The organism is Lactiplantibacillus sp. 3062 (genome assembly GCF_055413545.1).
In genome coordinates, this window is the sequence record NZ_JBVAYE010000001.1 from 84,791 (window position 1) to 109,721 (window position 24,931).

Consider the following 24,931-nt stretch of genomic DNA (forward strand, 5'->3'; position numbering starts at 1 on the left):
CTCCCTGCTTAGCTTACCGTAACGTATAGGGTAGATTCATTTCTTGGAATAATTCTTTGACCGTCTTATCGTACACCTCTTTGAAAAAGGCATCGCTCTTCTTTTGCGCCGGTGCTGGTAAGACAAACGCATTCTGACGGTCACTCTTATATAACCCAATGTACGCTCGGGTATGTTTATTTTTATCTAATAGATCTGAATGGTAAACGTCAAATAATTGCCGGACTTCCAGCCGCTCTTGCCGTTCACTGAGCACACTCTGAACGGTCACAAATTCCGTTCCGTGTAGGACTGGTAAATGCCAAGCCGTCATCTGATCATCAAAAGCCTTGAACAGCTTTACTACGGCACGCCGCATAGTGAACGGGGTATCAACTGGCTTCTGACTGATTACGGCGTATAGCTTCTGTGCAGCCGGCCAAGCTTGTGGATAGGCCGTTGTCACCTTTTGCAAATCATCAGCTGTTAATTCACCATTAAAGAAAACGAGTAGGTCAGTCAATGTTAATAACCGTAACGTCATCATCGCATCCGCCTTGCCCGCAGGTTCCGGTTCGATTGTGGCCGCCACACCTTGCATGTATAGCGTTTCGATTTGCTCATCGATTAAGTCATGTTCCCGTTGTTTGCGTACGACCAAGACGTGGCTCACCATGTCATAAAGTTCCATAGCGATTGCCATCAATTGTTCGTCCAATTGTTGATCACGCGTAGTTAAATTAAAGGTAATCTGTGGAAAGCCTTGTAATAACAATAATAGATGTAATAATTCATGTGACGCTGTGTAATTAGGAGCCGTAATATCGCTAACCCGAACGGTCAGGTCACCATCATCTAACACTTGTTGTGCTTGATCATGGCGGACGTAACCCGCTTTTGTGTCACCAAAACGAACACTAATATTGCCCGGATATAACGAATTGGCGGTACTTAATAAATCTGTAACAGTTTGGTTCAATTTAATTTCAGTCATCGGTCTCTTCCTTTGTTTGCCGCAATTCCGCAATGAGTTGTTGCGTGGTTGCGAGGTCTTGTTGAGATGCTAATTCAAGTCGTTGTAAGATAACGGGGAGTTCCTCAGGAGTAGCCCCCGCTGCCATCGCGAGCGATTTCAACTGTAGGTGCATATGGCCCTGCTGGATACCAGTCGTGACCAAGGCGCGTAAAGCGGCTAGATTTTGGGCTAACCCGATGGCAACCATAATTCTTTCCAAATCACCCGCCGTTTGAATACCTAATATTCGTTGATTCAACTGGGCTAACTCGTTAATTTTGATTGAACCGCCCACAATGCCAACCGGTAGTGGCAATTCCAGTTCACCGTGCAGCATCCGACCATCACTGGTCCAGGTACTCATGCCACGATATTGACCGTCCTTAACAGCATAGGCGTGTGCCCCGCTCTCCAAGGCGCGCCAGTCGTTGCCACTAGCAATAGCGACAGCATCAATACCGTTCATGATACCTTTATTATGAGTCGTGGCCCGGTACGGATCAAGCTGAGCGACCGTGCTGGCCGACGCAATCTTCTGGGCAACTAGTTTGCCGGCATACCGCCCAGCCTGTAATAATCCGACCGGAATGTCACAAATGGCCTTGACTAAGCTCGCCGTTGCATAATTCGATAGAATACTCATTAAAGCGTCCTGCTTCGTCATCACACCGATGGACTTTGCCACGGCTTCCAACATACTATTGAGCATATTGGCCCCCATAGCAGCCTGCACATCAACGAATAGGTCAATTGATAAATAGCCTTGTCCGAGAACACGCGTACGTAGGCGCCGAGCGCCACCACCTCGTTTTTTTAAACTGGGATGGGCCGCATCAGCTACTTTTAATAATGCTGCAGCGTGGGCTTCAATCACGGCAGCGGTTGCAGCCGGATCAGACAACTGCTCCAGAACGATTTGACCAATCATTTCACGTTGATTAAGGACGGTCGTGAAGCCCCCTGCACGCTTGACAATTTTAGCGCCATTACTTGCTGCCGCAATAACAGAAGGTTCCTCAGTAACCATTGGAACAATGTGATCCACGCCATCGACGACTAAGTTGACAGCCAACCCCATCGGTAATGGGTAATCCGTCAAATAATTCTCAATAATTTCATGATGTTGTGGTAAATAATATTGTTTAAATAACGCCTGTTCAGCTGGCGTTAAATGGGCCTGTTGCGCTACGATGGCAGTGCGTTCCGCCCAATTTTTTTGATAAAAGTGCCGAAAATCAGCTGTCATATTCTCATTCCTATTCTCTCCATTCGACTCATCTACCGAACCGACCTATTGATTGAGGTGTTCTGAAATAATTCCCTCACGAACACCACTTTCAGAAAAGATCACCCGATCACTATCCAACATCTGTAATAACGTCACTAGCGGTAACATTCCACCAACAATAATGTCCGCACGATCATATTCCATTCCTGAAATTTCCTGGCGACCTTTTTTCGACCGTGACAGTAAGTCCAAAAACGTGTGGAACACCGTCTCTGTCTTCAGACGATACCCGTGAATATCTTCAACTTTTAACTTTTGTTGCCGGCGCCGATTAATGCGGGCTAAGGTTCGGTTGGCACCACCCAATAGAATGATTGGGAAGTGCACTGCTTCTGATAACCACCAAATATCTGCCAGTCGGTTACGTAGGAACATCTGCGCCCGAAATAGACTCGCAGACGGCACTAAGTCGTCGAGACCGAATTGTTCCGATAATGTCACCGCGCCAAATGGAATGCTGATCAGTTGCTGTTTGCGGCCATTTTTGACCAAGATCAGTTCACAACTTGCGCCACCCGTGTCTAAGATTAGGCAATCATGGATGACCAATGAATTGGCAACCCCAAGATAATCGTAATAGGCCTCATCGTCACCAGATAAGACTCGTAAATCGAGCCCCACTTCTTGCTTGACTTGATTGAGAAATTCAGCCTGATTTTGTGCCATCCGAACTGCAGCTGTGGTGATGCCAATAACATCCGTATTGGGCATTTTTTCATAAAGTCGGCGAAAATTGAGTAACGCCTTGATTGTTCGCTCAATTGCGGCTGGCTGGAGTACGTGTGCCGTTCCCATTCCTTCCGACAAACGCGTATCTTCCTTAACACGCTTGATTTCTTGAGCAGTGCCGTTAGCATGCAACCGACTGACCGCCATCCGCGCCGAATTGGACCCTAAATCCACAATCGCTAAGTTTCTCATAACACCACGCTCACTTTTCGTTTATAAAATATTAGTTAGGTTTATTCTAACATTTATGATGTAACACTGTGACTTCTAGGGCCGGATTGCACACCAAAAAATATCAAAAAGCCCAAAATGAACAACGCTAGTGTTTTGACTAGGGCCGTTCATTTTGGGTTTATTAGACTAGCTAGTTGGCAGTAACGAATGCTTGTAACATGGTTTTCTTGATAAGATGACAACGTTACAATCATTGTAAATGATGTTACAAGCATCCAGATTAGCTTGGCGACAGGCGAACAATCAGTCCTCCAATGATTTGAATACAATTGTCATACCCCTTTAGATACAAAAACATCCCAACATTAGCACTCACTGCCGATATCGAGATGTTTCTATATAATAAGATTGAAGTTTATTAACGTATTACTGCCTTAATCAACCTGTCTGCTGCTGACGCTAACTGTGATTGGTCACCCGCATTTTGGCTTGATGAGCCGCTAAAATTTTGCGTACATCATCCGTTGACTTGGCATCCATCATCGTGTTACGCAGGTCAGTGGCGCCTAGTTCTGGGCGCGCATAGATTTTAAAGAACCGTTTTAAGGACGGAAAACGTGGCACGTCATAACGGGTGGCAAAGTCATCGAACAAGTCGAGCTGCATGTTCAGTAAACCTAATAGTTCATGCAAATCATGCGATTGGGGATGGGACTCAAATGCAAACGGATTCGCGAACACTCCCCGACCAATCATGATACCATCTAATCCAGGATGTGCTTTGGCTAACGCCACCCCGGCCTGATAATCAGCCACGTCACCATTAATCTGGAGTAACGTTTCCGGGGCGATTGCATCACGCATTTTAATCAAGTCATCTACAACTTCAAAGTGCGCGGGAACCTTACTCATTTCCTGTTTGGTCCGCAAGTGAACGGTCAAGACTGCCACATGTTGCGATAACAACGTTGCAATCCAGTCATGATATTCAGCAACTTTACTGTAACCTAAGCGCGTCTTCGCACTAACGGCCAGTCCCGACGTCTTTGCAGCCGCAATCACGTCTTCAGCCCACTGCGGATTGCGAATCAAATCGCTGCCACCATGATTTTTGATGACCGTCCCATCCGGGCAGCCCATATTGATATCAACTGCTTCAAAGCCCCGGTCACGAAGTTCAGCTGTAGCCGAAGCAAAGTCAGCCGCTTCGTTACCCCACAGTTGAACGACCGGTTTTTGCGACTCAGCTGCCGCCACGTACAAACGACCATGCACCGGAAACTTCGTATTCGGGTTCGTAATACTCTTAGCATAGACGAATTCACTAAAAAACGTATCTGGAGCAGCGGCATGGCTAATGACTTGCCGAAAAACAGTATTACTAACGGCTTCCATCGGGGCCATCGTAAAAAATGGTCGCCCGTCTGCCTTGGCTTGGGCCGCAATTTGCGACCAGAATGGTGTTGCTGTCACGTTCTCATACTCCCTTATCACTAGTTTAACTTTTGGATTGAATGCTTTTAATTTTAGCATTGATATGCCTGCTTTGCAGGAATGACGTTTGCTGGCTAAATAAATTAAAAGTTTACTCAAACCGGTGTTGGACGACTTCTTGATGACGAAGTTCCCGTAACAGTGCCTCAATAATGTAAAGGCATGGCACTTGGCTAGTTAAGTCATAATATTGATGAATACGCTCCTCAGTCGCCCGATACGTTAACGCATATCGACTCATTCGAGCAATCGTACTCTCAAGATTACTCGTAATACTAATAATATTGACTTCAGGATTATTCACAAAGTCATTAAGCATTTCAACCAACTCAGACGTCTGACCGGAGACTGACACTGCCACCAAAACGTTATTACTAGTATTACGTAATTGTGGTAATAGTGGATAGAAAGGATCCTTGACGACATAACTATTAAATCCTAATGATGACGTTTGACGTGAAGCATACTCGCCCAACGCCGCTGATGCTCCGATACCAACAAACACGATATTATCCGCATTGACCATCAACTGAGCTGCCAGTCGAATAATCTTAGTAATATCTGCAGGAAAGGCACTCGGTTGAACAAACTGAATACCTGGAGCATCCGGCTTTTGAATGGGCGTTTCACTGCGTAGCGATACTTTAAATTCTGGAAAACTATCATACCCAATTTTACGAATAAAGCGCATGACTGACGAATTAGAAACGTGCGCACCCCGCGCTAACTCACGGACTCGCATATACGGGATTTGCTCATCATGCTCCACAATAAATCGATAAATTGCTAAATCTACTCCAGATAACTTATCGATATCCTTATAGCCAAAGAATGCCACGGTTAGCCACCACCCTATCTAATAATCTATTCACTAGATTACCATAAATGCGTAACCGCTTCTAAAAAACATCTAGCATTCAAGCTTTTTCATTTTTTAAATTAAAATACGTGTCACCCTATTTTAATAAACCAGTTTGATCCGCCTTTTTAACCACGCTTAATCAACTGATACACTGCCCCAATCATCCCAGCATCATTCCGCAATTTAGCTGGTACTACTGATGCCAAAGTCAAATGATTAATACTATTATGATTAGCCTGTAAGTCTGCAATCGTTGCATTCAAATCAGTCATAAAGGTCGTGTTCGCACTAATGCCACCACCAATTACGACTAATTCGGGATCAAAAGCAACCATTAAATTAATGATTCCTTTAGCCAAACTGTAATAGTAGCTATGAAAGACATGTTGTGCCAGTACTTCTCCCGCATCTGCTCGGTCAAAAATCTCGCGCGCGTCAGTAACCGGCATCGCACTAAACTGATTATAACGTCGTATGAGACCGATAACTGTTGCACCCCGGAAATTAAGGGTTCCCATTTCAGTATCAATCTCATCATCGTCAACAACCATCCAACCAAATTCGCCTGAACGCGCGTGTGCACCCCGATAAATCTGGTTATTGATAACCAGTGCCCCACCGACCCCGGTTCCAAGAACCAAGCTTAAATAATTAGGCACATTCTGAGCTACTCCCAGCCATTGCTCAGCAATAGCCGCTGCGTTGGCATCATTTTCAATAATGACCGGTAACTGCGTCTGTGCATGTAACTCAGCTTGCAAGTTAATTTTTTCAAACGCCGTGACCGCACCTGCCGTCGTCAAGAAGCCGTCACTTTGAACAACTCCCGGCATGCTAACTCCAATACCAGCAACTTGTCCATCTGCTTGTAGTCCTTGAATCATCGCAACTAAATCGGCCATAATGTCTACCTTTGCTGTGGCAGTCGGTCGTGTTACTTTACGACTAATATGTCCATGAGCATCAACTAGGCCGCACTTGATTGAAGTACCACCAATATCAATTCCAATATACATTGTCATTTAACAGTCCTCCTAAACGCCCAATGGCCAGCTATCAAAGCTGGCCATTGACAACTATTTCAAACATCATTAATTAAGCACTAGTCAATTTCGGCACCATTTGTCGCAATCACATGTTGAAACCAAGTAAATGAATCCTTTTTATAACGTTTTAGACTACCTGAACCATCATCGTTCTCATCAACATAGATAAACCCATAGCGTTTGGACATTTGACCAGTACTAGCCGCAACTAAATCAATGCACCCCCATGGCGTATACCCAATTAAATCAACCCCATCTTCCAGAACTGCCAGCTTAATTTGTCGTAAATGATCCGTTAAATAGTCAATCCGATAATCGTCATGTATCTGGTTATCTGCCGTCTTCTTATCAATTGCGCCTAAACCGTTTTCCACGATAAACAGTGGCAAATGGTAACGATCCGTGAACCAATTCATAGCATAGCGTAACCCAACGGGATCAACTTGCCAGCCCCAATCACTAGCCTTAACATATGGATTTTTAACTAAATCATGTTCTTCATTATAAGCTAGCTTTCCTGTGTCCTTCACAGTAAACGACATGTAATAGCTAAATCCAATATAATCTACCGTTCCAGCTTGCAAGATTTTCAAATCTTCTGCCGTAATGTCCAAGTTAAAATGCTCCGACTCAAAACGATTACGCAACCATTGTGGGTAAGTGCCATTGCAATGAACATCGGCAAAATAAAATCGGGTTTGCATCGCTCGTTGCGCAAATAAGACGTCTGCTGGTGCTGCTGTAAGCGGATAGATCGGACACATCGCAATCATACAACCGATTTGAAAATCTGGATTAATCTGATGGCCTAACTGTACCGCCGCGGCACTCGCCACCAGTTCATAGTGAGCCGCCTGATACATCCAGCGTTCACGGTTTTCTCCTGTTTGATGAATGATTCCAGAATCTGTTAACATGGCACCGTCTGATTCAAAATTAGTTTGATTGTTGATTTCATTAAAAGTCATCCAGTACGTTACTTTATCTCGATAACGTTCAAAACATACTTTTGCAAAGTTTAAATAGAATTGAATAAGCTTACGATTACGCCACCCACCGTATTGCTTAACTAAGTGATATGGCATTTCAAAGTGTGCTAGTGTCACTACTGGTTGAATCCCATTTTTAAGGCATTCATCAAATAAATCATCATAAAATTGTAATCCAGCTTCATTCGGTTCGCTTTCATCACCATTGGGGAAGATCCGCGTCCAGGCAATCGATGTTCGAAAACACTTAAACCCCATTTCAGCAAACAATTCAATATCTTCGGGATAACGATGATAAAAATCAATTGCCTGATGATTAGGATAATACTTGCCAGCCACTACTCCGTCCGTAATTTCACGAGGGCGCTCATTCGTCCCTAATGTCATAATATCTGCCGTACTGAGACCCTTGCCGCCCTCTTTATAACCACCTTCGAGTTGATGTGCAGCCACTGCGCCACCCCATAAGAACCCTTCTGGAAACGCTCGTCCTTTAATCGTCATGTTAAACTCCTTTTAAACTATGCTTTAACCGTTTCTGTCGTCGTATCCGTATCTTGTTTAGATTGACTATCTGCAGCCATCATCTTATTGGCAGCGAGTACAAATGGCATGTACGTCAACACGGAAATTCCCAAACAAACAAATCCAATAATCAGGCCAAGCCAATTGCCACCAGTCCCCAAGAACGGCATCAGTGGTCCCGGTGTTGTCCATGTCAATCCAAAAGCCGGCGTCGGTATCCAGTTAAAAATAACTGTCACTGTATAGCCAACCAAGATATTGATCACTGGTGTTAGAACGAATGGAATCGCCATAATTGGATTCAAAACAATTGGTAAACCGAACATTAGCGGTTCGTTAATATTGAAGAGGCCGGGCACTAATGCCAATTTAGCAATCTCACGATAATCTTTACGCCTTGAGACGAGGAAGATAGCAATAATCAAGCCAAGTGTCATCCCACTACCACCCATATTGGCGAAGACATCATTCAACACACTCCAGGTTGCACGGTTGGGCACACCCCAAGCTGTACCATGAGCGTTAATAAACGTTTGGTTTTTCAAATCAGCTTCAGTAAAAATAATTGATCGTAACGCGTTCAACGTGTTTGGACCATGGATACCGACAAGCCACAAAAGATTTTGAACAATAGCAATAATGATAACGCCAAATAAGTTGACCCCAATGTGGGTTAATGGTGTTTGAATTGATTTATAAATAATATCATTGATTCCTTGTGGTGAAATTAGTGATAACCCATAGTTCAACATAGAAAACAGCATAATCATAATAACGATAGGAATTAAGCCATTGAAAGACCGTGCAACTGCCGGCGGAACCATCTCAGGCATTTTGATTTGCATTTTCTTAATGCGCGTTAGCCGTGGTAAAAATTCTCCAACTAAGCCACCTACTATCATTGCAACAAACAGCCCTTGTGCACCTAAATAAGTCGTTGGCAAATAGGTTACACCGTCTTTGATAATTGATGGTGAGTATAAAATCATGAAGCAGGCAATCCCCGTCATCCCTACTAACATGTCATCAGCTTTAAAATATTTGGCCAAATTCCGTGCCACCAGATACGCAATAAAAATCGATAAAATATTCATCGTTCCGTTAGTTACTGAGGTTAATAACTTTTGGGCATTTTCCAAGTGTGGAAAAAATTTGGGTAAAAATAAGATTTGTGCAATAAACCCCGTTTTTGAAAAAACTAAGTTATTAATTAAAATAACTAACGATGCAGCCATTGTAATTGGGAATGTGTACATAAAAGCATCACGGATTGCCGCGACATGTCGCTGTTCATTCAACTTGACTGCAAATGGTACAATGTGTTTTTCCATAAACACGTTAAAACCGTTCATCATAAGTTGTTCCTCCCTTTGATTTAACTTACAAAAGCTAGTATAAGTGAACTACATGCGTTTTAAAAGCGCTTACAATGCAGTTGCTCACTTGTTCCATCGTGATGGTATCACGACCACATCTGAAACGCTGTGTACCATATCTGTTCAAAAAAGTGCTGTAAATCCACTTACGGATTTACAGCACTCTTCTAACGAAATCAATTTTTGAATCCAGCCTGCTTATTGATTATAACTAGCAGCCATCTGATTCATCATCTTCTTAAAGCGGCGTTTACGGAACCATCCTAAGAATAGCACGCCGAGCTTATTATTGGCATTCGTTTTCTTATCCTTGCCTAAAAAGGTTTCGGCATATTCTAAGACAGTTTGGTGACCATCAGTGTCCGGTGCGAATTGATAATCGACGCCGTAATGATCGCGGGGCGTTTCTAATTCATACGCATATCGAACACCGGGTTGCGCGTGGGTAATCTTCAAATTACCGGTCAGACCGTTGGACCACTGTTTGGCATACTCATAGCCTTGTAAGCTCTGCCGTGGCGCCGGCCGACCCGTTTGCTGCTGAATATCAGCCCGCGCGGAATCGATCAACTGTTGGTATAAATAATCCACAGGGGCGTTCAAAGTTAATTTAATCTGCATTCTGGTGGCTCCTTTCTATCTGACCCACTCGCCGATAAACGACGAAAAGTGCTGCGCTGACCGCTAAACCTAATCCGAGCGTCACCCATTGACCGGTCGTTCCGGCCAGGGGACTTAAGATAACGGCTAATAATCCAAGGTTCATCCCGATGAGTAAACACTGCTTTAAGCTTTTCATGACAATCTATTCTCCAATCGCTGCTGGTTTAATCTTGTTGGCAGCCTTAACGAATGGCACGTAAATCGCAAAGGCAACGGCGGCATTAAATAATTGTAAGACCACTGACCGCCAGTCCATTGTGGCAACTAAGGCGTTCATAATCGGTGGCATTGACCAAACGATATTGTTCGTAATCGGTGCGACCCACCCAGCTGATAAAGCAGCGTAGGCGATCGAAACAGTCACAACTGGTGCTAAAACGAACGGAATAAAGTAGATTGGGTCAAGTACAATTGGCATCCCGAACATCACGGGTTCGTTAATATTAAAGAATCCGGGGCCAATCGCCAACTTAGCCACTGAACGTTGGTCGTCTCGTTTACTAAATACTAAAATCGCTACTAATAATAGTAAGGTCGAGCCGGCCCCACCAATCCATGCATATAAGTCAAAACAGTTCCGCGTCCAAACGTATGGCAAGGCTTTGCCAGCTTGGTAAGCGTTAACATTAGCAAGCTGAGCCGTCAACCAGATTCCGTCCAAGATTGGTGCCAGGACATTGGAACCATGAATCCCGAAGAACCAGAAAACTTGAACTAACAGCGTCATTAAGAGGACGGCGCCGTACCCTTGACTCATATTCAATAGTGGTTCTTGAATAATCTTCGCGATCCATTCAATCACCGTGGTGTTGAATTTACTGAAGATCCAGTTAATAATCCCAACGACATAAAATGCAGCGGCGGCTGGGATAACCCCAGTGAAGGCGTTTGCAACTGCCGGTGGCACAGAATCTGGCATCTTGATTGTAATGTGTTTCTTCATCAAAGCAATGTAAACGGCACTCGCAATGGCCCCTAAAATCATGACCGTAAAGAAACCATACGAACCAAAGTACGTGTTGAAGTTGAAGTAACCCCAAGCCGTCACCTTTTTGCCAGCAACCGCCATGCCAGAGTCCGTCAAAATCTTAGTAGCGCCCTTGCTCAACGTACTCGTCAACGTGCCGGTAAAGTTTTGTGGCAAACTCATGATGAAAGTTCCAAGTGTCACGATCCCACCAGTAACTGGTTCAACTTTGTACTGGATTGCCAATTGATACCCGAATGTAAATGAGAAAATCAGACCTAAGATGGCTAACGTCCCCGTCCAAACCATCGCATTAATTCCAATCAACCACTGCATCGAATTAACAATGCCCATCCAACCGAACTTCGTTGGAATATCTCGAACTAAAGCGTTCAGAACCGTGGCGATCGACCCGGCCATCATTGCCGGCATAATTGCTATAAACGCGTCACGTAATGCGATCAACCACCGAACTGCACCAATCTTGGCCGCAACTGGCACTAAGTGTTTGTTAAGCCATTCGATAAATGAATTCATAATATACCCCTCACTCCTAATGTAGGTTTTCGCTAGTTAGTGACCCAACACAACTGTTGCGTCACCCCCGTACTAGTTTTGTAAATCAATATTTTCGGTATGGTAATAGAGTTCCAAATCTGGATAGACGAAGAACGTCCTGGAGAAGTTAAAGACCGTCCCATTAGCCAAGTAATTGATTGCTTCCAAGCACAACGTTTTGTCACCATCTGGGCAACCGATCAACTCCGCCCGTTGCGCGTCCACCCGCACTTGATGGACGTAGTTTTCCGTGGTGCTCCCCGTAATACCATATGCCTCTCGCAAGAAGGCGAAGATTGAATGCTGCACGCTCTCACTCGATAAGAACGGGACGACCGTTCGCGGAAAATAAGACTCTTCCAGGTCATACAAGATGTCATTCAAATAACGTAATCGCACCACCCGATAAACCTCGTCACCAAGCGCAATGTTCCCTTGTTGTGCTAAAGTCTCATCCGCTGTCACTTTATCAAATGTGACAACTTTTGATACTAATGGTCCACCCTCAACCATGGCGGACTGGTCAAATCCAATCGATAAGTTGAGCACTTTCTTCGTGTTCTGCGGTTGTTTGATAATAAAATTGCCGCTCCCCTGCACACGACGCAACAACCCATGCCGGAAGACCACATCAATCGCTTTACGAATCGTATTGCGACTGGCATTGTACTGCGCCATTAACACTTTTTCGGTTGGTAACTTGGTCGGATATTCATCCGCCATTATCGATTTAATGATTGCCTGCGCAATTGCCTGATACATGACTAAACCTCCTTTCGATAAATTAGTAGGTGCTTGTAAAACTTGTGCCCACAAATTATATTATCACAGAATATATGAAAACGCTTTATTTTTCGTAATTTTATACCAATGAATTTATATTATGACCAAAGCCAGCCACAGCAAGCGTTTTCAGATTCCTTACCACCCCTTTTCTTGCCAAAAACTTATTTTAACAAGCACTTTTTTACAATTATTCATGTAAGAAAGCAAACGAAATCAGTCTAATTTTCAATTTAGTCTGTCTTTTCCTTTTAATTAGCAACCGTGATGCGTTGGTCCATCGTTATTAATTTACCGGACAACCCCATATTAAGGGCGTACAAAAAAGTGCAACTCACCGTCTTCACACATCCGACGGTCAGTTGCACTTTTTTCTACCATGATTTATTTAAAATAATTAATTCCAATGGCGTCTTGCATCTCACGCCACGTTTGGTCAGCGACCACGTTCGCTTTCGCTGTACCATCCTTCAAAATTTGTAAGACTTGAGCTGGATCAGCTTCGTAAATTGCACGCCGTTCGCGGATTGGCCGCAATACACCGTCCAACACGTCCATCAAGTAGCGTTTAATCTTAACGTCACCCAAGCCACCATGTTGGTAGGCGGCCTTTAAGTCTGCGACCTTGGTCTTGTCTTCATCGAAAATATCAAGGTACGTAAAGACAACGTTACCTTCGACCTTACCCGGATCTTCAATATGAATATGATCAGGATCGGTATACATGGACATGACTTTCTTCTTCAAAGTATCAGCATCGTCAGAAAGGTAAATCGCATTTCCTAGTGATTTACTCATTTTGGCATTGCCGTCAAGTCCAGGAATTCGGCCCAAGCCCTTTGGTGGGAAGTAGCCTTCAGGTTCGACCAACGTGTCAGTTTGGTAAGTCTTATTGAAGCTCCGTACGATTTCACGGGTCTGTTCGAGCATTGGTTCTTGATCGTCACCAACGGGAACGGTCGTCGCCTTGAAAGCCGTAATATCAGCAGCCTGACTGACTGGATAAACAAAGAAACCGGCAGGAACACTCTCACCAAAAGCTTTTTGCTTGATTTCCGTCTTCACAGTTGGGTTACGATTCAAGCGCGCTACCGTCACTAAGTTCAAGTATTGATTCATCATGTCAGTTAATGCTGGAATTTGAGACTGGACTAAGATCGTTGACTTTTGAGGATCGATTCCCACTGCCAAGTAGTCCATCGCAACTTGTAATAAACTTTTACGAATCTTTTCGGGATCATGCGCATTATCCGTCAACGCCTGGTTATCCGCAATCATAATGTATGAGTCATAGTCTCCAGAATCTTGTAATGCGACCCGGTTACGTAATGAACCGACATAGTGCCCGATATGCAGCTTACCAGTGGGGCGATCACCCGTTAAAAACACTTTTTTTGTCATTGTATTCATCCTTTCTATTGGCACTAAAAAAGCGCCTGATCAACTAATACTAGTTAATTAGGACGCATCACCGTGGTACCACCTAAATTGCAGAAAGCTTGTCTCTGCCACTCATTGACCGATAAGGGTGGGTTCCCGGTGTTCACCGAATCTCCAAAAAGCCAATTCATTAGTCCGTCCCAGCTTTCAGCACGTGCTAGGTCTCTGTTATTGGACGCCTTACTGTTCTTTTCTTCAACGATTAATTAGTTCTAGTGTACTGGTTATACCTGACCGTGTCAAAATAAATTCTGGGCATCATTCGCGCTAACTAGCCGCTACCATTTCATCATAACGACCGTCATTTCCACGTTTAAGCCCATCGAAATTCAAGCGGGCGTTCCTTCAACACCATTAAAATTCAGTTAAGTGCTCCCAGCCACAGTCCCCATTTACGCTTCAGTATAATTCCGGGCGCCGGTCTTCAAACACTGGAATCTGACCACGAGCCTGGTCAACTTGTGTTAAATCAAGCTCGGCCGTAATCAACTGGGCATGGGCACCACCGATAGCCACAATTTGGCCGAGCGGGTCAATAACTAGTGACTGACCACCAAATTGATTATCAGGATCACTGCCGACGCGGTTAACCGCAACCACGAATGCTTGATTTTCAATCGCACGTGCTTGCAGTAATAGCCGCCATTGCATCTGCCGCACTGTCGGCCACTCAGCACTGACAAAAATCACCTGGGGGCCACGGGCTGCTTGTTTACGAAGCCATTCTGGGAAACGAATGTCATAACAAATTGCCCCCATCGCAACAGTTCCGTCGAGTTCAAAAACATTCTCGGTCTCACCAGCGGTAATATAACGATCTTCCGCCATTAACCCAAACCGGTGGACTTTGTCGTAACGACTCAGTAACTGTCCCTGACGATCGACGACTAACATCTCATTATAGTAATGCCCGTCGCGAGCGACCGCGACTGAGCCACCGACAATGTTGACGTGAAACTGCCGAGCTAACTTGCTGAGTAATTGTAACGTTTGCTGCCCATCATCATCCGCCAAGACATTCAGGCGAGTTAACGCATAACCGGTATTCCACATCTCCGGTAAGACGATCACGTCGACAGTTTGCTCAGCTGCCCGTTGAATGGCCACTTCAATCTGCTCGTAGTTGGCATCCGGATCTCCAAACTGAATATTAAGTTGTGCTAGTGCGACACGCATTCGTTCCACCCACTTTATTAGAATGATTAAAATCATATTAGAATAAATAGTCATAGGTTGCAAGTTTCAGCCTTGCCATCGTAAGGCTGCCGAACTTGCCCACCGTTGGCCAGTACGCCTTAGTGCCACTCATAATCACATTTCACAACAATTACTGATAAATCAGTGAATTTGCAGGCGCTTTGATTGACATCATCCCTAAACCCGCCTAAAATTGTTCAAGCGATTTAGACGATTATCAGACGGGAGGCCCTCTACGTGGCAACATCAGATCAAGAGCAACAACGCGAACAACAACGGGTTGATCGAGTCATCGAGCAAGTTAAAGAACGGGCACAACAGACCGACGACTTGCTGGCAAAGGCTCATCACGAAACCGATGTCATTCAGAAAAACTATGGTGATAATAATTCCGTCAACACGTTTGAAGTCGATGACCGGATTGAAACGAACGCGGAACTGCAACAACAAAAGCAAATGGTTGAACGCGCCGTGGAATCCGAAGCCATCTTGAAACGGCAAGTCGGTGTCTTGAAAGATCTTAGTAACTCACCCTATTTTGGGCGCATTGATATTCAAGATAGTCCCGACGAGGAAGCCGAACGTTTATACATTGGCACCGCCTCATTTGTCGACGCTGAACAGAATTTCTTAGTTTACGACTGGCGCGCCCCGATTTCCTCAGTCTACTACAATGGTACTCTGGGCCAGGTCCAGTATCAAACGCCGGCCGGGCAACAGACGACCGAGCTGATCAAGAAACGCCAATTCCAGATTAATCATGGTCAGATCAAGAATATGTTCGACACGAATGAAACGGTCGGTGACGAAATCTTGCAGGCCGTCCTTGGAGAACAAAATGATGCCTACATGCAAAATATTGTAGCAACCATTCAAAAAGAACAGAACGATATTATTCGTGATACCACTAGTGACTTACTAGTTGTCCAAGGGGTCGCCGGCTCTGGAAAGACGTCCGCCATTTTACAACGGATCGCTTTTCTGCTCTACCACTCACGGGCTTCCCTAGAAGCGGACCAAATGGTATTATTCTCGCCCAACCGCTTATTCAGTCACTACATCTCCGAAGTCTTACCTAGTTTAGGGGAGCGCAATATGCGTCAAGTCACGCTTGCCGAATTTCTCAGTGCACGTTTTCAAGGCCTAACCGTTGAAAGCCTCTTTGAGCGCTACGAAAGTGACCGCCAGCGTGAACAACTGACACCGGCAATTCGCGATTTTCAAGAAAGCGCCGACTTTATGCGCCAAGTCGATCAATATTGCCATCAGCTACCAGCCGACCAATTACGCTTCACAAACATCGTCTTTAATGGCGAAATCTTCTTCGCTAAAGAGGTCATTACAAAGATTGCGACGGCCTTACCAGCAGCGATGCAACCAGCTGACCGTTTCCTAGCAATCAAGAACACTTTAATTAAACGCTTAAAGCATCGCATTGACGATGAAGCCCAAGCTGACTGGGTCAATGATATCATTGACCAATTGAGCGACGAAGCTTACCACGACTTATTAGGTTCCAAGCGCCGCGGTGATTTTCAATCACTCGACGATGAAGTCTTCTATATTGGTAAGCAAATCGTGACCAAACGACTGCGGCAAGTCTACGATGCGATCTATAATGGTTACTTCTTAGACACCTATGAACAATATAACGATTTCTTAGCGCAAGTTGATCGGCCCACCACCGTGACGCCTGACCAATGGCAACAACGAATTGCCGCTTACCAGGCCGCCGTTGAGTACCATCGGATTGCTCTGGTTGACTGCGCGCCACTATTGTTATTACGCGATGTCCTAACTGGCAGTGGTCAGAACCGGCGAATGCAATATATCTTTGTCGATGAGATGCAAGACTATTCGCTAGCACAACTGTTATATATCAAGCACGCGTTCCCACTAGCTAAGTTCACACTGTTAGGTGACAGTGAACAAGCATTATTCAAGGGGATTGAGTTACCACAGCAATTACTGGAACGCCTCAAGGATGCTTTCAATGTCCGACGGGCGAACTTGATTACGTTGAATAAGAGCTACCGTTCGACCGAACAGATTACGAACTTTGCTAAAGCGCTATTACCCGACGGCGACCAGATTCAAGCGTTCACACGTAAAGGCGATTTACCTAAGGTCATGATTCGCTATGGCGAAGACGCCGCTCTCAGCAGTCTGCGTAGCGAAGTTGAACATCAGCTCAAGGCAACTAACACCGTTGCCGTACTAACTAAAGATTTAGCAGAAAGCAAGCAGGTCTACCAATACCTGAAACGCTATACAGTAACAACGTTGATGGCCGATAGTGACCGTACCATGCCACAAGGCGTGATTGTTATGCCAATCTACCTTGCAAAGGGGCTAGAATTTGACGCGGTGGTCGCATACGATGTCTCCGCTACCAATTATCCCGATGCGGATTCAGTTGGCATCTTATATACGATTGCGTCACGAGCGATGCACCACTTGACATTGCTCAGCATCGGTGATGTCTCCCCACTAATTGCCCAATTGGACCCGACATTATTTACGATTGAACATCAGGTACGAGTATAACTGAAATTAAAAAACGACTGGAAGTAGCCCAGCGGTATTACGCTAGCTACTTCCAGTCGTTTTTCGTTATCACGAAACTAATGCTGGGCCATTTTTAAACATGGCTATCTGTGCAAAATTTCATATATGGAGCCTTAATATACTCTGTTTTATTATTATCTTTATGAACAGCCACAAATCCATTGCTATCCGGCAAGTCTATTTTGGTAACGCTTTCTTTGCCTACTTTATATTCATAGATATTACTATCTAAAATTTTCGAACCATTAGAGAATTCAAAAGATATAATTTCATCCATACTTACCAAACTCCTTCTAATATCACATATCCATCAATTACAGTTTTCAGAACCAACTTTGTATTTTTATCACCGTATTCACAATATTCTTACTACCTGTTACCTTGTTCACTTTAGCATAAGCCAAAGTAACTATTTTAGCTAGGAACCAACCAGAGTATCCCCAGATTTGCTAACATATGTGTCACGCTATTCACACGAATATCATGCTTAGATAATAGGTAGATGGTCCCCAGCACCATGCCGAACAGCGTGTAATATGCTAATGGCACCAAGCTATTTCCGCTATGCAGATAACCGAAAAGAAGCCCATTGATAACAATGGTAGCCGCTTGGTACTCCCGGCCAAGATATTGGTCTGACAAGACGTAACTAAAGAAAAAGCCCCTGAAACTCAGCTCCTCAGCGATTGGTCCAAAAATGACGGCATCGAGTGTCATCGCTAACGGATTTTTCCGCAACAGTAAATCTAATGCACGTTCATTACCCGATTCAGTGATGTGCCATACCGCCGTCAGCTTAGCATGGCCAAAAGCAAACGCCACGATAATGACTGCGCCGATCACCATGAGTAGCAAGGCCCGTTTATTTAGCCGCGTTCGCCACGGTCGAAAATCAAATTGCCGCAATTCCGCGGTCGTCTTATAGATGTTGTACAAGAAAACGATAATCACGGCATATAAACTGAAGCTAACTAACAGTGTAAACCAATTGGCCGTAATCAAGTAAATATACACGGGTAAGGAACTGATATTGACAATAATGACACTCAACACACTCACAATTAGTAAATTACCAATAAACCGTAAATTCTTCTGTAACATTTCATCCACTCCATCCAAACAACCGTAACTAGAATGTTCACTAACGGGCTTTTAGATCAACCCACTCAAGTTACTTGCCAAATCCATCTGGCCTCATGCCATTAGCATGAGGCCCAGATTAGCTGTGACGTGCACGACACTGTTGACTCGAATATCCCGGCCAGATAATATGTAGGTTGCCGCGAGTACGAGACCCATAACCGTATAGTATGACAATTGCACCCAACTAAAACCGCCACGCAGTAGACCAAACAACACGCCGTTAACAATAACGGTAACTAGTTGGTATCGTGGCTGATCGAAACGTCCCGCCAGCGCATAACTGAAGAAATTGCCGCGAATAATTAATTCCTCGAAAATCGGTGCAAAAACACCCAGGGCCAATGCCATCAATATCGGTGAGCGCTGAGACAATGCTTGTAAGTCAGCAACATTCTCCGCGATTGGATAGACAGCGTCACTAACAAATTTAACTTGCACCGCTGCCAAGATCAGCATGACCACCATTGCCAGTACCGTAACCACTAACTGACGCGCGCTCGGCTTAGCAGTTATTTTCGTAATCTTAAAATGATTATTAGTAACTGATTCCAGATAAATTCGATAGAATAAATAAATTGCAAACAGGTAGACGACCAAGAAGATCGCCACCGTTATCCAGTTATAATTGAGTGTTAAAATATCGATGGGCGCCGTACTAAGACCCATCACGATTGCTGCCAATAAACTGGCAAGTAGTAATCTACCAATAAATTTGACGTTTTGATGTACCATGCTCCTTCACATCCATTTCTTGATAATTATCCCCAATGGTACCTAATCCACAACTTGCGGTTTGACCGGATATCACTAACTGAAACTTATCCCCACATCATGTTAATAATTGTGACCAGCCAGTTCACCAGTATATGACATCCCATTGCGGTACTCAGTTGTTTTGTTTTGAGTACTAACCATGAAAAACCGCACCCTGTAATGAAGATGCCCACCGTACTGGCTAACTGATAACCATGGCCGAGCGCGAATACTGCGTTTGTCAGCATAATCGCGCCCAATACTGGCAAGTATCGTCGCAGCGTATTTTGAACAATTCCACGGAAAAGTAATTCTTCGAGTACGGGGCTAACGATGTTTGTGCACACTAATGTTAATAACCCCAATGGACTGTGGATCAGTGCCATGATTTCATCATTTTGTGTTTCGGTTGGACTGACTAGCAGACCACTTATCCCCATTTGAATCACCACGACCACCACTGCCACTAAAGCAGTCAGCCCCATCATTGACCAAGAAAAAGGCCCTACCAGGACTGGCATCTCAAAATAATGGTGATAGCAACGTACTAGTACGACCGCAACACCAACGGTTAAAACGACTAATGCTACCCAATGATAACCGCCGTTGATTTGTTGCGAGCGTTCACCCCACCAATTCCAATAGCCATCCGCTAACACCGGTAATTGAATGAATATAAATAGCCCTAAACCCGCTAACACATAACCAAATACCCTGAGCAATCGAGCAACCATACCAAGCCTCCCAAGTTATCCCCTGTGGATAAACTAATTCTTATGTTTTAATTTTTTATCCACAACATTAACTCATAGCCGCCAACGCGAAAACTGCCAAATTAGTCCCCATGTGCACCAGAATATTCATTCTAATATCGCGCTTAGCCAACAAATAAGTTGTCCCCAAGATGCCCCCCATTAACGTATAATAAATCCACGGCTCCCAATTTGCATCAACATGGACACTTGCAAATATTAAGCTATTAATAACAACCGCGATCATCTGATAATTACGGTGATTATACTGATTCGTTAACGCGTAGCTGAAAAAGATACCGCGAAAAATCAATTCCTCACAGATGGGGGAAAATATCACGACCGAAACAATCATGGGAAGCGGTGCTTCACCGAGCATCCATGCCAACGACCTGGAATTGCTGGTCTCGGGAATATTTAGCATCGCGCTCAATTTAAGATCAACAATAATGAGCACGACCATTGTCAGCATCGCAATAATCACAGTTCCTAATTGTGCAATGTTCACCCGGGACTTCAACGTCGCGACTTGGTAATGCCTAACTCGTGCTGTATGCCGATAAAGCCAATATAGCCCCCAAGCTTCCAAGGCATAGATTACAAAACCAATCGTGATCATGAACCAATTATTCTTAATTAGGAAAAGATACGCCGGTGCCATACTAAAGCTCACCAATGCTAAGCTGATTAGACTGGCAATGACTAGGTTAATGATGAATTGTTTATTTGAGTGTGCCATTACTTACCTCTTTCGTATGATATATGTGCTTCTAGATAACTTTACTTTACCACAGTGATATTTAGTCAGTTAGTACTGATGGACCACCATCAATTATTATCCAGCACCTTATCTTTATAATAATCAAACCAAGTCACCTTGCCCGTAATAATCGCCGTTTGCCCAATCATCCCGTAGCGCAGTAACTGTGCCTGATCGGCTGTAATCGGAACGGCCGCTGTCACTTCATAAAAAGTCGCTTTACTCTCCTCGACTGGTGAGACCCCAATCTTTGTGACCACACCGTCCAAAATAATTGGCTTCGGTACGTTCCGCGTGACTTTGAATCTAATGGCTTGCTTGACTTTAACGGAAGAAATATCCGCCGTCGAAATATATAGCTTAACGTTCACTCGCCGTTGTTGCTTGATTATCGGTAAAATTTTAGCGATTTCAGCTCCTGAACTAACGTACTTTGCACCACGGTAATTGTCTGCAACGTGTAGGACGCCGGTTTTGGTTGCCTTGATCGTGTAAGATTTTGATTGTGTCGTTAAGCTATCAATATCTGCTTTCACGGTCCGTAAATCTTGCTCAGCTTTCATTCGTTTCTCAGCGACTTCGCTTAACTGATCATTCTTTAACATGGCTAATTTGGTATTGTTAGTCTCAACACTGTACTTCGTATCATCAAAGCCTTGTAATTCTTCTAACTGCACTTTAGCTGAGGACAACGAATCCTGAAGCGTATCTATCTGCTGTTGAATGTCTGCTAACGTTGCAGATTTAACTTCTTTTTTATCGTTTGCGTTGTTGGCCTCCTTTGACTTAGCGACATACTCATTAAAAACAGACCCATACTTGGCACTATTGGCATACTTGCTACCATTAGCCACCGCATTGTATAAGGCTTGATAAGCATCCAGATTGGTCTTAGTATTTGATACCACTTGTTGCGCGGTCTTCGTTAGCGTGGCTTTCTTAGTACTAGCAGCGCTCGATTTTGCTGCCAACATTTGATTCTCCGTTAAATAGATTTGACGCTGTTTTAAATAACTTTGCAATAGTTCTCGGTACCCAAATTCATCGGTCGTTGGAAAAACATCACTGTCAGTATTGATGCCATCTTTAAAATGATCCAAGGCTATTACTTGGCGTTGCAATTGCCGTTTGCTGACATTATCTTCGCGTAATTTATTGCGATTAAAAACGTTAGTATAAACTAATAGCTTTTGACCCTTCTTCACTCGCACACCTTCAACTAAATAATTCTTTTTGATGGCACTATTGACAGTCGCTTGAATCACCGGAACCGTTCCGGTCGGTTGAACAGTTCCAGTACCATTAATAACAATCTCGCGCTTAGCTACGAGTGAAAACAGAATCGTACCAATTAACAATAGCGTCACTGGAATAATTAGTAATGTTGAAAAATTTTGAAACCGAATCCCGTAAAACTCGCCACTTTCTAGCAGGTCTTTTCTCATTATTCAGTTTCCCCCCTCAGCTATTGATCAAGTCGTAATAGTAACCATGTTCATTCAACAATGCCGCATGGGTCCCCTCTTCAGCGACCCGACCATCATGCAGAACGATGATATGATTCGTCCGCTTTGCAATCGACAGCCGGTGGGCAATAAAAATAATCGTCTTGTCAGTCATTGCCACTAAATTATCGATTAATTGTTTCTCAGTAATTGCATCCAGTCCACTCGTCGACTCATCAAATATCAAGACTTGAGCGGGAGATAATAACGCTCTCGCAATCGTTAATCGTTGTCGCTGACCACCTGATAGTGTATTACCATTCTCATCTAGCTTAGTTTGGTATTGCATGGCCATTTTATTAATATCTGTATCAATTAACGCCAATTGGCAAGCCTTCGCAATATCTTTCTCAGTAATACCGCTGCGATTACCTAATCTTAAATTTTCTTCAATGGTCGCTGAAAAGATGTATGGTTCCTGCGGGATGTAGTTAATATGGGTCCGCAATGTATGCTTATCGATGTTCTTAACGTTGAAGCCGTTCAGCATGACATCACCACTATTCGGCTGATAAAAATCAATAAGCAATTTAACTAACGTGGACTTGCCAGAGCCACTCATCCCCACAATTGCAACCTTATCATGTTGTCGAATCGTCAAATTAACATCATCTAAGACATTTTCACCGTAACCATAACGATAGCTGACCCCTTGTAACTTAATATCACCATTTAATTGACTTTCATTATGAATTGGCCGTGACGCCTCAAATTCACTAGCGACCAAATACACTTCATTTAACCGGTTGTTAGCGACCTTAGCGCTTTGAAGCTTAGTCTGCAAATTAATAATATTCTGTAGTGGATTAACAAAATAGGCTAATAAAGCATTATATGTCATGAGCTCCCCAACTGATAACTGATTATGAATGACGAGATTGGCGCCCACCCATAGAACAACAACTTCTAAGACTAACTGTATAAACAGTTTTAATGCCTGTTGCAAAGTATCCGCTTTAAGATAGGCTAAACTCTTACGTAGATAATCAACAAATTCTGAATCAATTTTCTGATAACGTTCCGTCTCACCATTCAGCGCCTTAACAGTTTCAATCCCATGAAGATCCTCAATAATGGCTGAACTCAAAATAGCATTGCTTTCCATTTCCTTTTGATTCAATCGTTCAAAGGATTTATTAAAGGCTAAGATGACAACCGCGTAGATTGGCAACGAGAGTAACGTAATCCAAAAAAGTGTCATATTCTGGATTACCAAGATTGCCCCCATAATAATAACGATGCTGACATCTAAAAACAGCGAAACAATTGTGCTAGCTAACGCATCAATAATCTTACTGGCATCCGTAAACCTTGAAACAATTTCCCCCGTCCGCCGAGTGGCAAAAAAACTCATTGGCAATTCAAAGACGTGCCGAATATAGCCTAAAATAATTTCAATCGAAAGTCGTTGACCTAAAACCGCCAATAAAAAATTCTGGGCATAAGTAAAGATAGCCTGAAAGGTATAAAAAACGATTAGACCAATTGCCACCACTGCCAATGTACTGTGCATATTATTAGGAATATAAGTATCAATCACCGCTTGTAAGAAATAAGACCCACAGATACTAATAATCGTGATTAAAACTGCAGCAAGCACAATATTAATAACCAGTCGGCGCTGCTTTAATAAGCTTGGAATAAATCCCCATAGTGAGCCCTTATCTTGCTTAACTGGCTTATATTCCGACTTCGGTGCAAAGAAAAGGGCAACTCCGGACCATTCGCTTTCAAACCGTTCCTTTGACATACTGATAACCGCAACTGTTGGGTCCGGATCAGCAATCACGACATGCGTTTTCGAGGTTTTTACAACAACATAAAAATGCTGTAGATCCCCATTTTTGGTAACATGCACAATGAATGGCAATGGTAAATCTTGGACATCGAAAAGACTCATATCTGCTTGAATTGCTTTGGTTTCAAAACCTAACTTTTCGGCCGTTTTTACTAATCCTAATGCCGTAGTCCCTTCTAAACTCGTTTTAGCAATATTTCTTAGATAGGCCAATGATGTTGTCGAACCATAATTTTTCAAAATCATTGCTAAAGCTGCGACCCCACAGTCCATCTCGTCAACTTGCGCAACATAGTTTCTCCAATGCATACTTGTACTCCCCTCACCAATTATTAAGTATCAGTATTAGTTTATTATGGGCTAACAAATGTTATCGTATGCCAACTATCTATTAACGTACATAATCTTACGATGAATGTCCTCATCAGGCTTAACGGTTAAACATCAACTAGCTAGCATTGGTATTTGACGTTAAGAGAACGTTTTTTTACTTTTATAATTTTTTCAACAATCTGGTAAAAAAATAAATTAAACTAAATTTGTTTCAAATAACATCATACAAGGGGG

At 43.6% G+C, this 24,931-nt stretch carries 22 protein-coding genes; 1 reads left to right on the forward strand and 21 read right to left on the reverse strand.

What is annotated here, in order from left to right; translation table 11 throughout:
* Positions 1-13 precede the first annotated feature (13 nt).
* The 14 genes from ACWQAU_RS00365 to ACWQAU_RS00430 form a co-directional block, all read right to left on the reverse strand.
* Complete coding sequence (locus tag ACWQAU_RS00365; protein ID WP_027821492.1) at positions 14-973, reverse strand: hypothetical protein; 960 nt, start codon at positions 971-973, stop codon at positions 14-16.
* The gene (locus ACWQAU_RS00370; RefSeq protein WP_003642009.1) at positions 966-2,240 is read right to left on the reverse strand and encodes a hydroxymethylglutaryl-CoA reductase, degradative; all 1,275 of its coding nucleotides are present in this window, start codon (positions 2,238-2,240) and stop codon (positions 966-968) included. The genes ACWQAU_RS00365 and ACWQAU_RS00370 overlap by 8 nt, the downstream gene beginning before the upstream one ends.
* 45 nt (positions 2,241-2,285) lie before the next feature.
* Positions 2,286-3,203, reverse strand: a complete 918-nt coding sequence (locus ACWQAU_RS00375) for a Ppx/GppA family phosphatase (RefSeq protein ID WP_003642008.1) — start codon at positions 3,201-3,203, stop codon at positions 2,286-2,288.
* A 441-nt stretch (positions 3,204-3,644) separates the two neighbouring features.
* Positions 3,645-4,658, reverse strand: a complete 1,014-nt coding sequence (locus ACWQAU_RS00380; RefSeq protein WP_027821493.1) for a tRNA dihydrouridine synthase — start codon at positions 4,656-4,658, stop codon at positions 3,645-3,647.
* Between the two features lie 112 nt (positions 4,659-4,770).
* Positions 4,771-5,517, reverse strand: a complete 747-nt coding sequence (locus ACWQAU_RS00385) for a MurR/RpiR family transcriptional regulator (protein ID WP_003642004.1) — start codon at positions 5,515-5,517, stop codon at positions 4,771-4,773.
* 149 nt (positions 5,518-5,666) lie between these two features.
* Complete coding sequence (locus tag ACWQAU_RS00390) at positions 5,667-6,563, reverse strand: ROK family protein (RefSeq protein WP_003642003.1); 897 nt, start codon at positions 6,561-6,563, stop codon at positions 5,667-5,669.
* Positions 6,564-6,643: 80 nt separating this feature from the next.
* On the reverse strand, positions 6,644-8,080 hold the full coding sequence (locus ACWQAU_RS00395; RefSeq protein ID WP_027821494.1) for a 6-phospho-beta-glucosidase: 1,437 nt from the start codon (positions 8,078-8,080) through the stop codon (positions 6,644-6,646).
* Between the two features lie 17 nt (positions 8,081-8,097).
* Complete coding sequence (locus ACWQAU_RS00400; protein ID WP_003643816.1) at positions 8,098-9,453, reverse strand: PTS sugar transporter subunit IIC; 1,356 nt, start codon at positions 9,451-9,453, stop codon at positions 8,098-8,100.
* Positions 9,454-9,675: 222 nt separating this feature from the next.
* Positions 9,676-10,098: a DUF3284 domain-containing protein gene (locus ACWQAU_RS00405; protein ID WP_003642000.1), complete on the reverse strand. Its 423-nt coding sequence runs from the start codon at positions 10,096-10,098 to the stop codon at positions 9,676-9,678.
* Entirely contained in the window at positions 10,088-10,276 is a 189-nt protein-coding gene (locus ACWQAU_RS00410; RefSeq protein ID WP_003641999.1) for a hypothetical protein, read from the reverse strand. Before ACWQAU_RS00410 ends, ACWQAU_RS00405 begins: the two co-directional genes overlap by 11 nt.
* A gap of 6 nt (positions 10,277-10,282) precedes the next feature.
* Positions 10,283-11,644, reverse strand: coding sequence for a PTS sugar transporter subunit IIC (locus tag ACWQAU_RS00415; protein WP_003641998.1), 1,362 nt, complete (start codon positions 11,642-11,644; stop codon positions 10,283-10,285).
* Positions 11,645-11,716: 72 nt separating this feature from the next.
* A complete protein-coding gene (locus ACWQAU_RS00420) occupies positions 11,717-12,427 on the reverse strand; it encodes a GntR family transcriptional regulator (RefSeq protein WP_003641997.1) in 711 nt (236 codons plus the stop codon).
* A 405-nt stretch (positions 12,428-12,832) separates the two neighbouring features.
* The gene (gene trpS / locus ACWQAU_RS00425) at positions 12,833-13,849 is read right to left on the reverse strand and encodes a tryptophan--tRNA ligase (RefSeq protein ID WP_015825134.1); all 1,017 of its coding nucleotides are present in this window, start codon (positions 13,847-13,849) and stop codon (positions 12,833-12,835) included.
* Between the two features lie 438 nt (positions 13,850-14,287).
* Positions 14,288-15,064 carry a carbon-nitrogen family hydrolase gene (locus tag ACWQAU_RS00430; RefSeq protein ID WP_027821495.1) on the reverse strand — a complete coding sequence of 259 codons (777 nt, stop codon included), beginning with the start codon at positions 15,062-15,064 and terminating at the stop codon, positions 14,288-14,290.
* Positions 15,065-15,322: 258 nt separating this feature from the next.
* Here ACWQAU_RS00430 and helD point away from each other — a divergent pair, with 258 nt between their 5' ends.
* The gene (gene helD, locus ACWQAU_RS00435; protein ID WP_003646480.1) at positions 15,323-17,632 is read left to right on the forward strand and encodes an RNA polymerase recycling motor HelD; all 2,310 of its coding nucleotides are present in this window, start codon (positions 15,323-15,325) and stop codon (positions 17,630-17,632) included.
* 94 nt (positions 17,633-17,726) lie between these two features.
* Here the strand turns inward: helD and ACWQAU_RS00440 are convergent, their stop codons facing one another.
* The 7 genes from ACWQAU_RS00440 to ACWQAU_RS00470 form a co-directional block, all read right to left on the reverse strand.
* A complete protein-coding gene (locus ACWQAU_RS00440; RefSeq protein WP_027821496.1) occupies positions 17,727-17,930 on the reverse strand; it encodes a hypothetical protein in 204 nt (67 codons plus the stop codon).
* Positions 17,931-18,067: 137 nt separating this feature from the next.
* Positions 18,068-18,754 (reverse strand): CPBP family intramembrane glutamic endopeptidase, encoded by a 687-nt coding sequence (locus tag ACWQAU_RS00445; RefSeq protein ID WP_027821497.1) that lies wholly within the window; start codon positions 18,752-18,754, stop codon positions 18,068-18,070.
* Positions 18,755-18,847: 93 nt separating this feature from the next.
* Positions 18,848-19,528, reverse strand: coding sequence for a CPBP family intramembrane glutamic endopeptidase (locus tag ACWQAU_RS00450; protein ID WP_027821498.1), 681 nt, complete (start codon positions 19,526-19,528; stop codon positions 18,848-18,850).
* Between the two features lie 86 nt (positions 19,529-19,614).
* Positions 19,615-20,283, reverse strand: a complete 669-nt coding sequence (locus ACWQAU_RS00455) for a CPBP family intramembrane glutamic endopeptidase (RefSeq protein ID WP_027821499.1) — start codon at positions 20,281-20,283, stop codon at positions 19,615-19,617.
* Positions 20,284-20,350: 67 nt separating this feature from the next.
* Complete coding sequence (locus ACWQAU_RS00460; RefSeq protein WP_027821500.1) at positions 20,351-21,040, reverse strand: CPBP family intramembrane glutamic endopeptidase; 690 nt, start codon at positions 21,038-21,040, stop codon at positions 20,351-20,353.
* Positions 21,041-21,129: 89 nt separating this feature from the next.
* The gene (locus tag ACWQAU_RS00465) at positions 21,130-22,506 is read right to left on the reverse strand and encodes an HlyD family secretion protein (RefSeq protein WP_027821501.1); all 1,377 of its coding nucleotides are present in this window, start codon (positions 22,504-22,506) and stop codon (positions 21,130-21,132) included.
* A gap of 16 nt (positions 22,507-22,522) precedes the next feature.
* Positions 22,523-24,673, reverse strand: a complete 2,151-nt coding sequence (locus tag ACWQAU_RS00470; RefSeq protein ID WP_027821502.1) for a peptide cleavage/export ABC transporter — start codon at positions 24,671-24,673, stop codon at positions 22,523-22,525.
* Between the last annotated feature and the right edge of the window lie 258 nt (positions 24,674-24,931).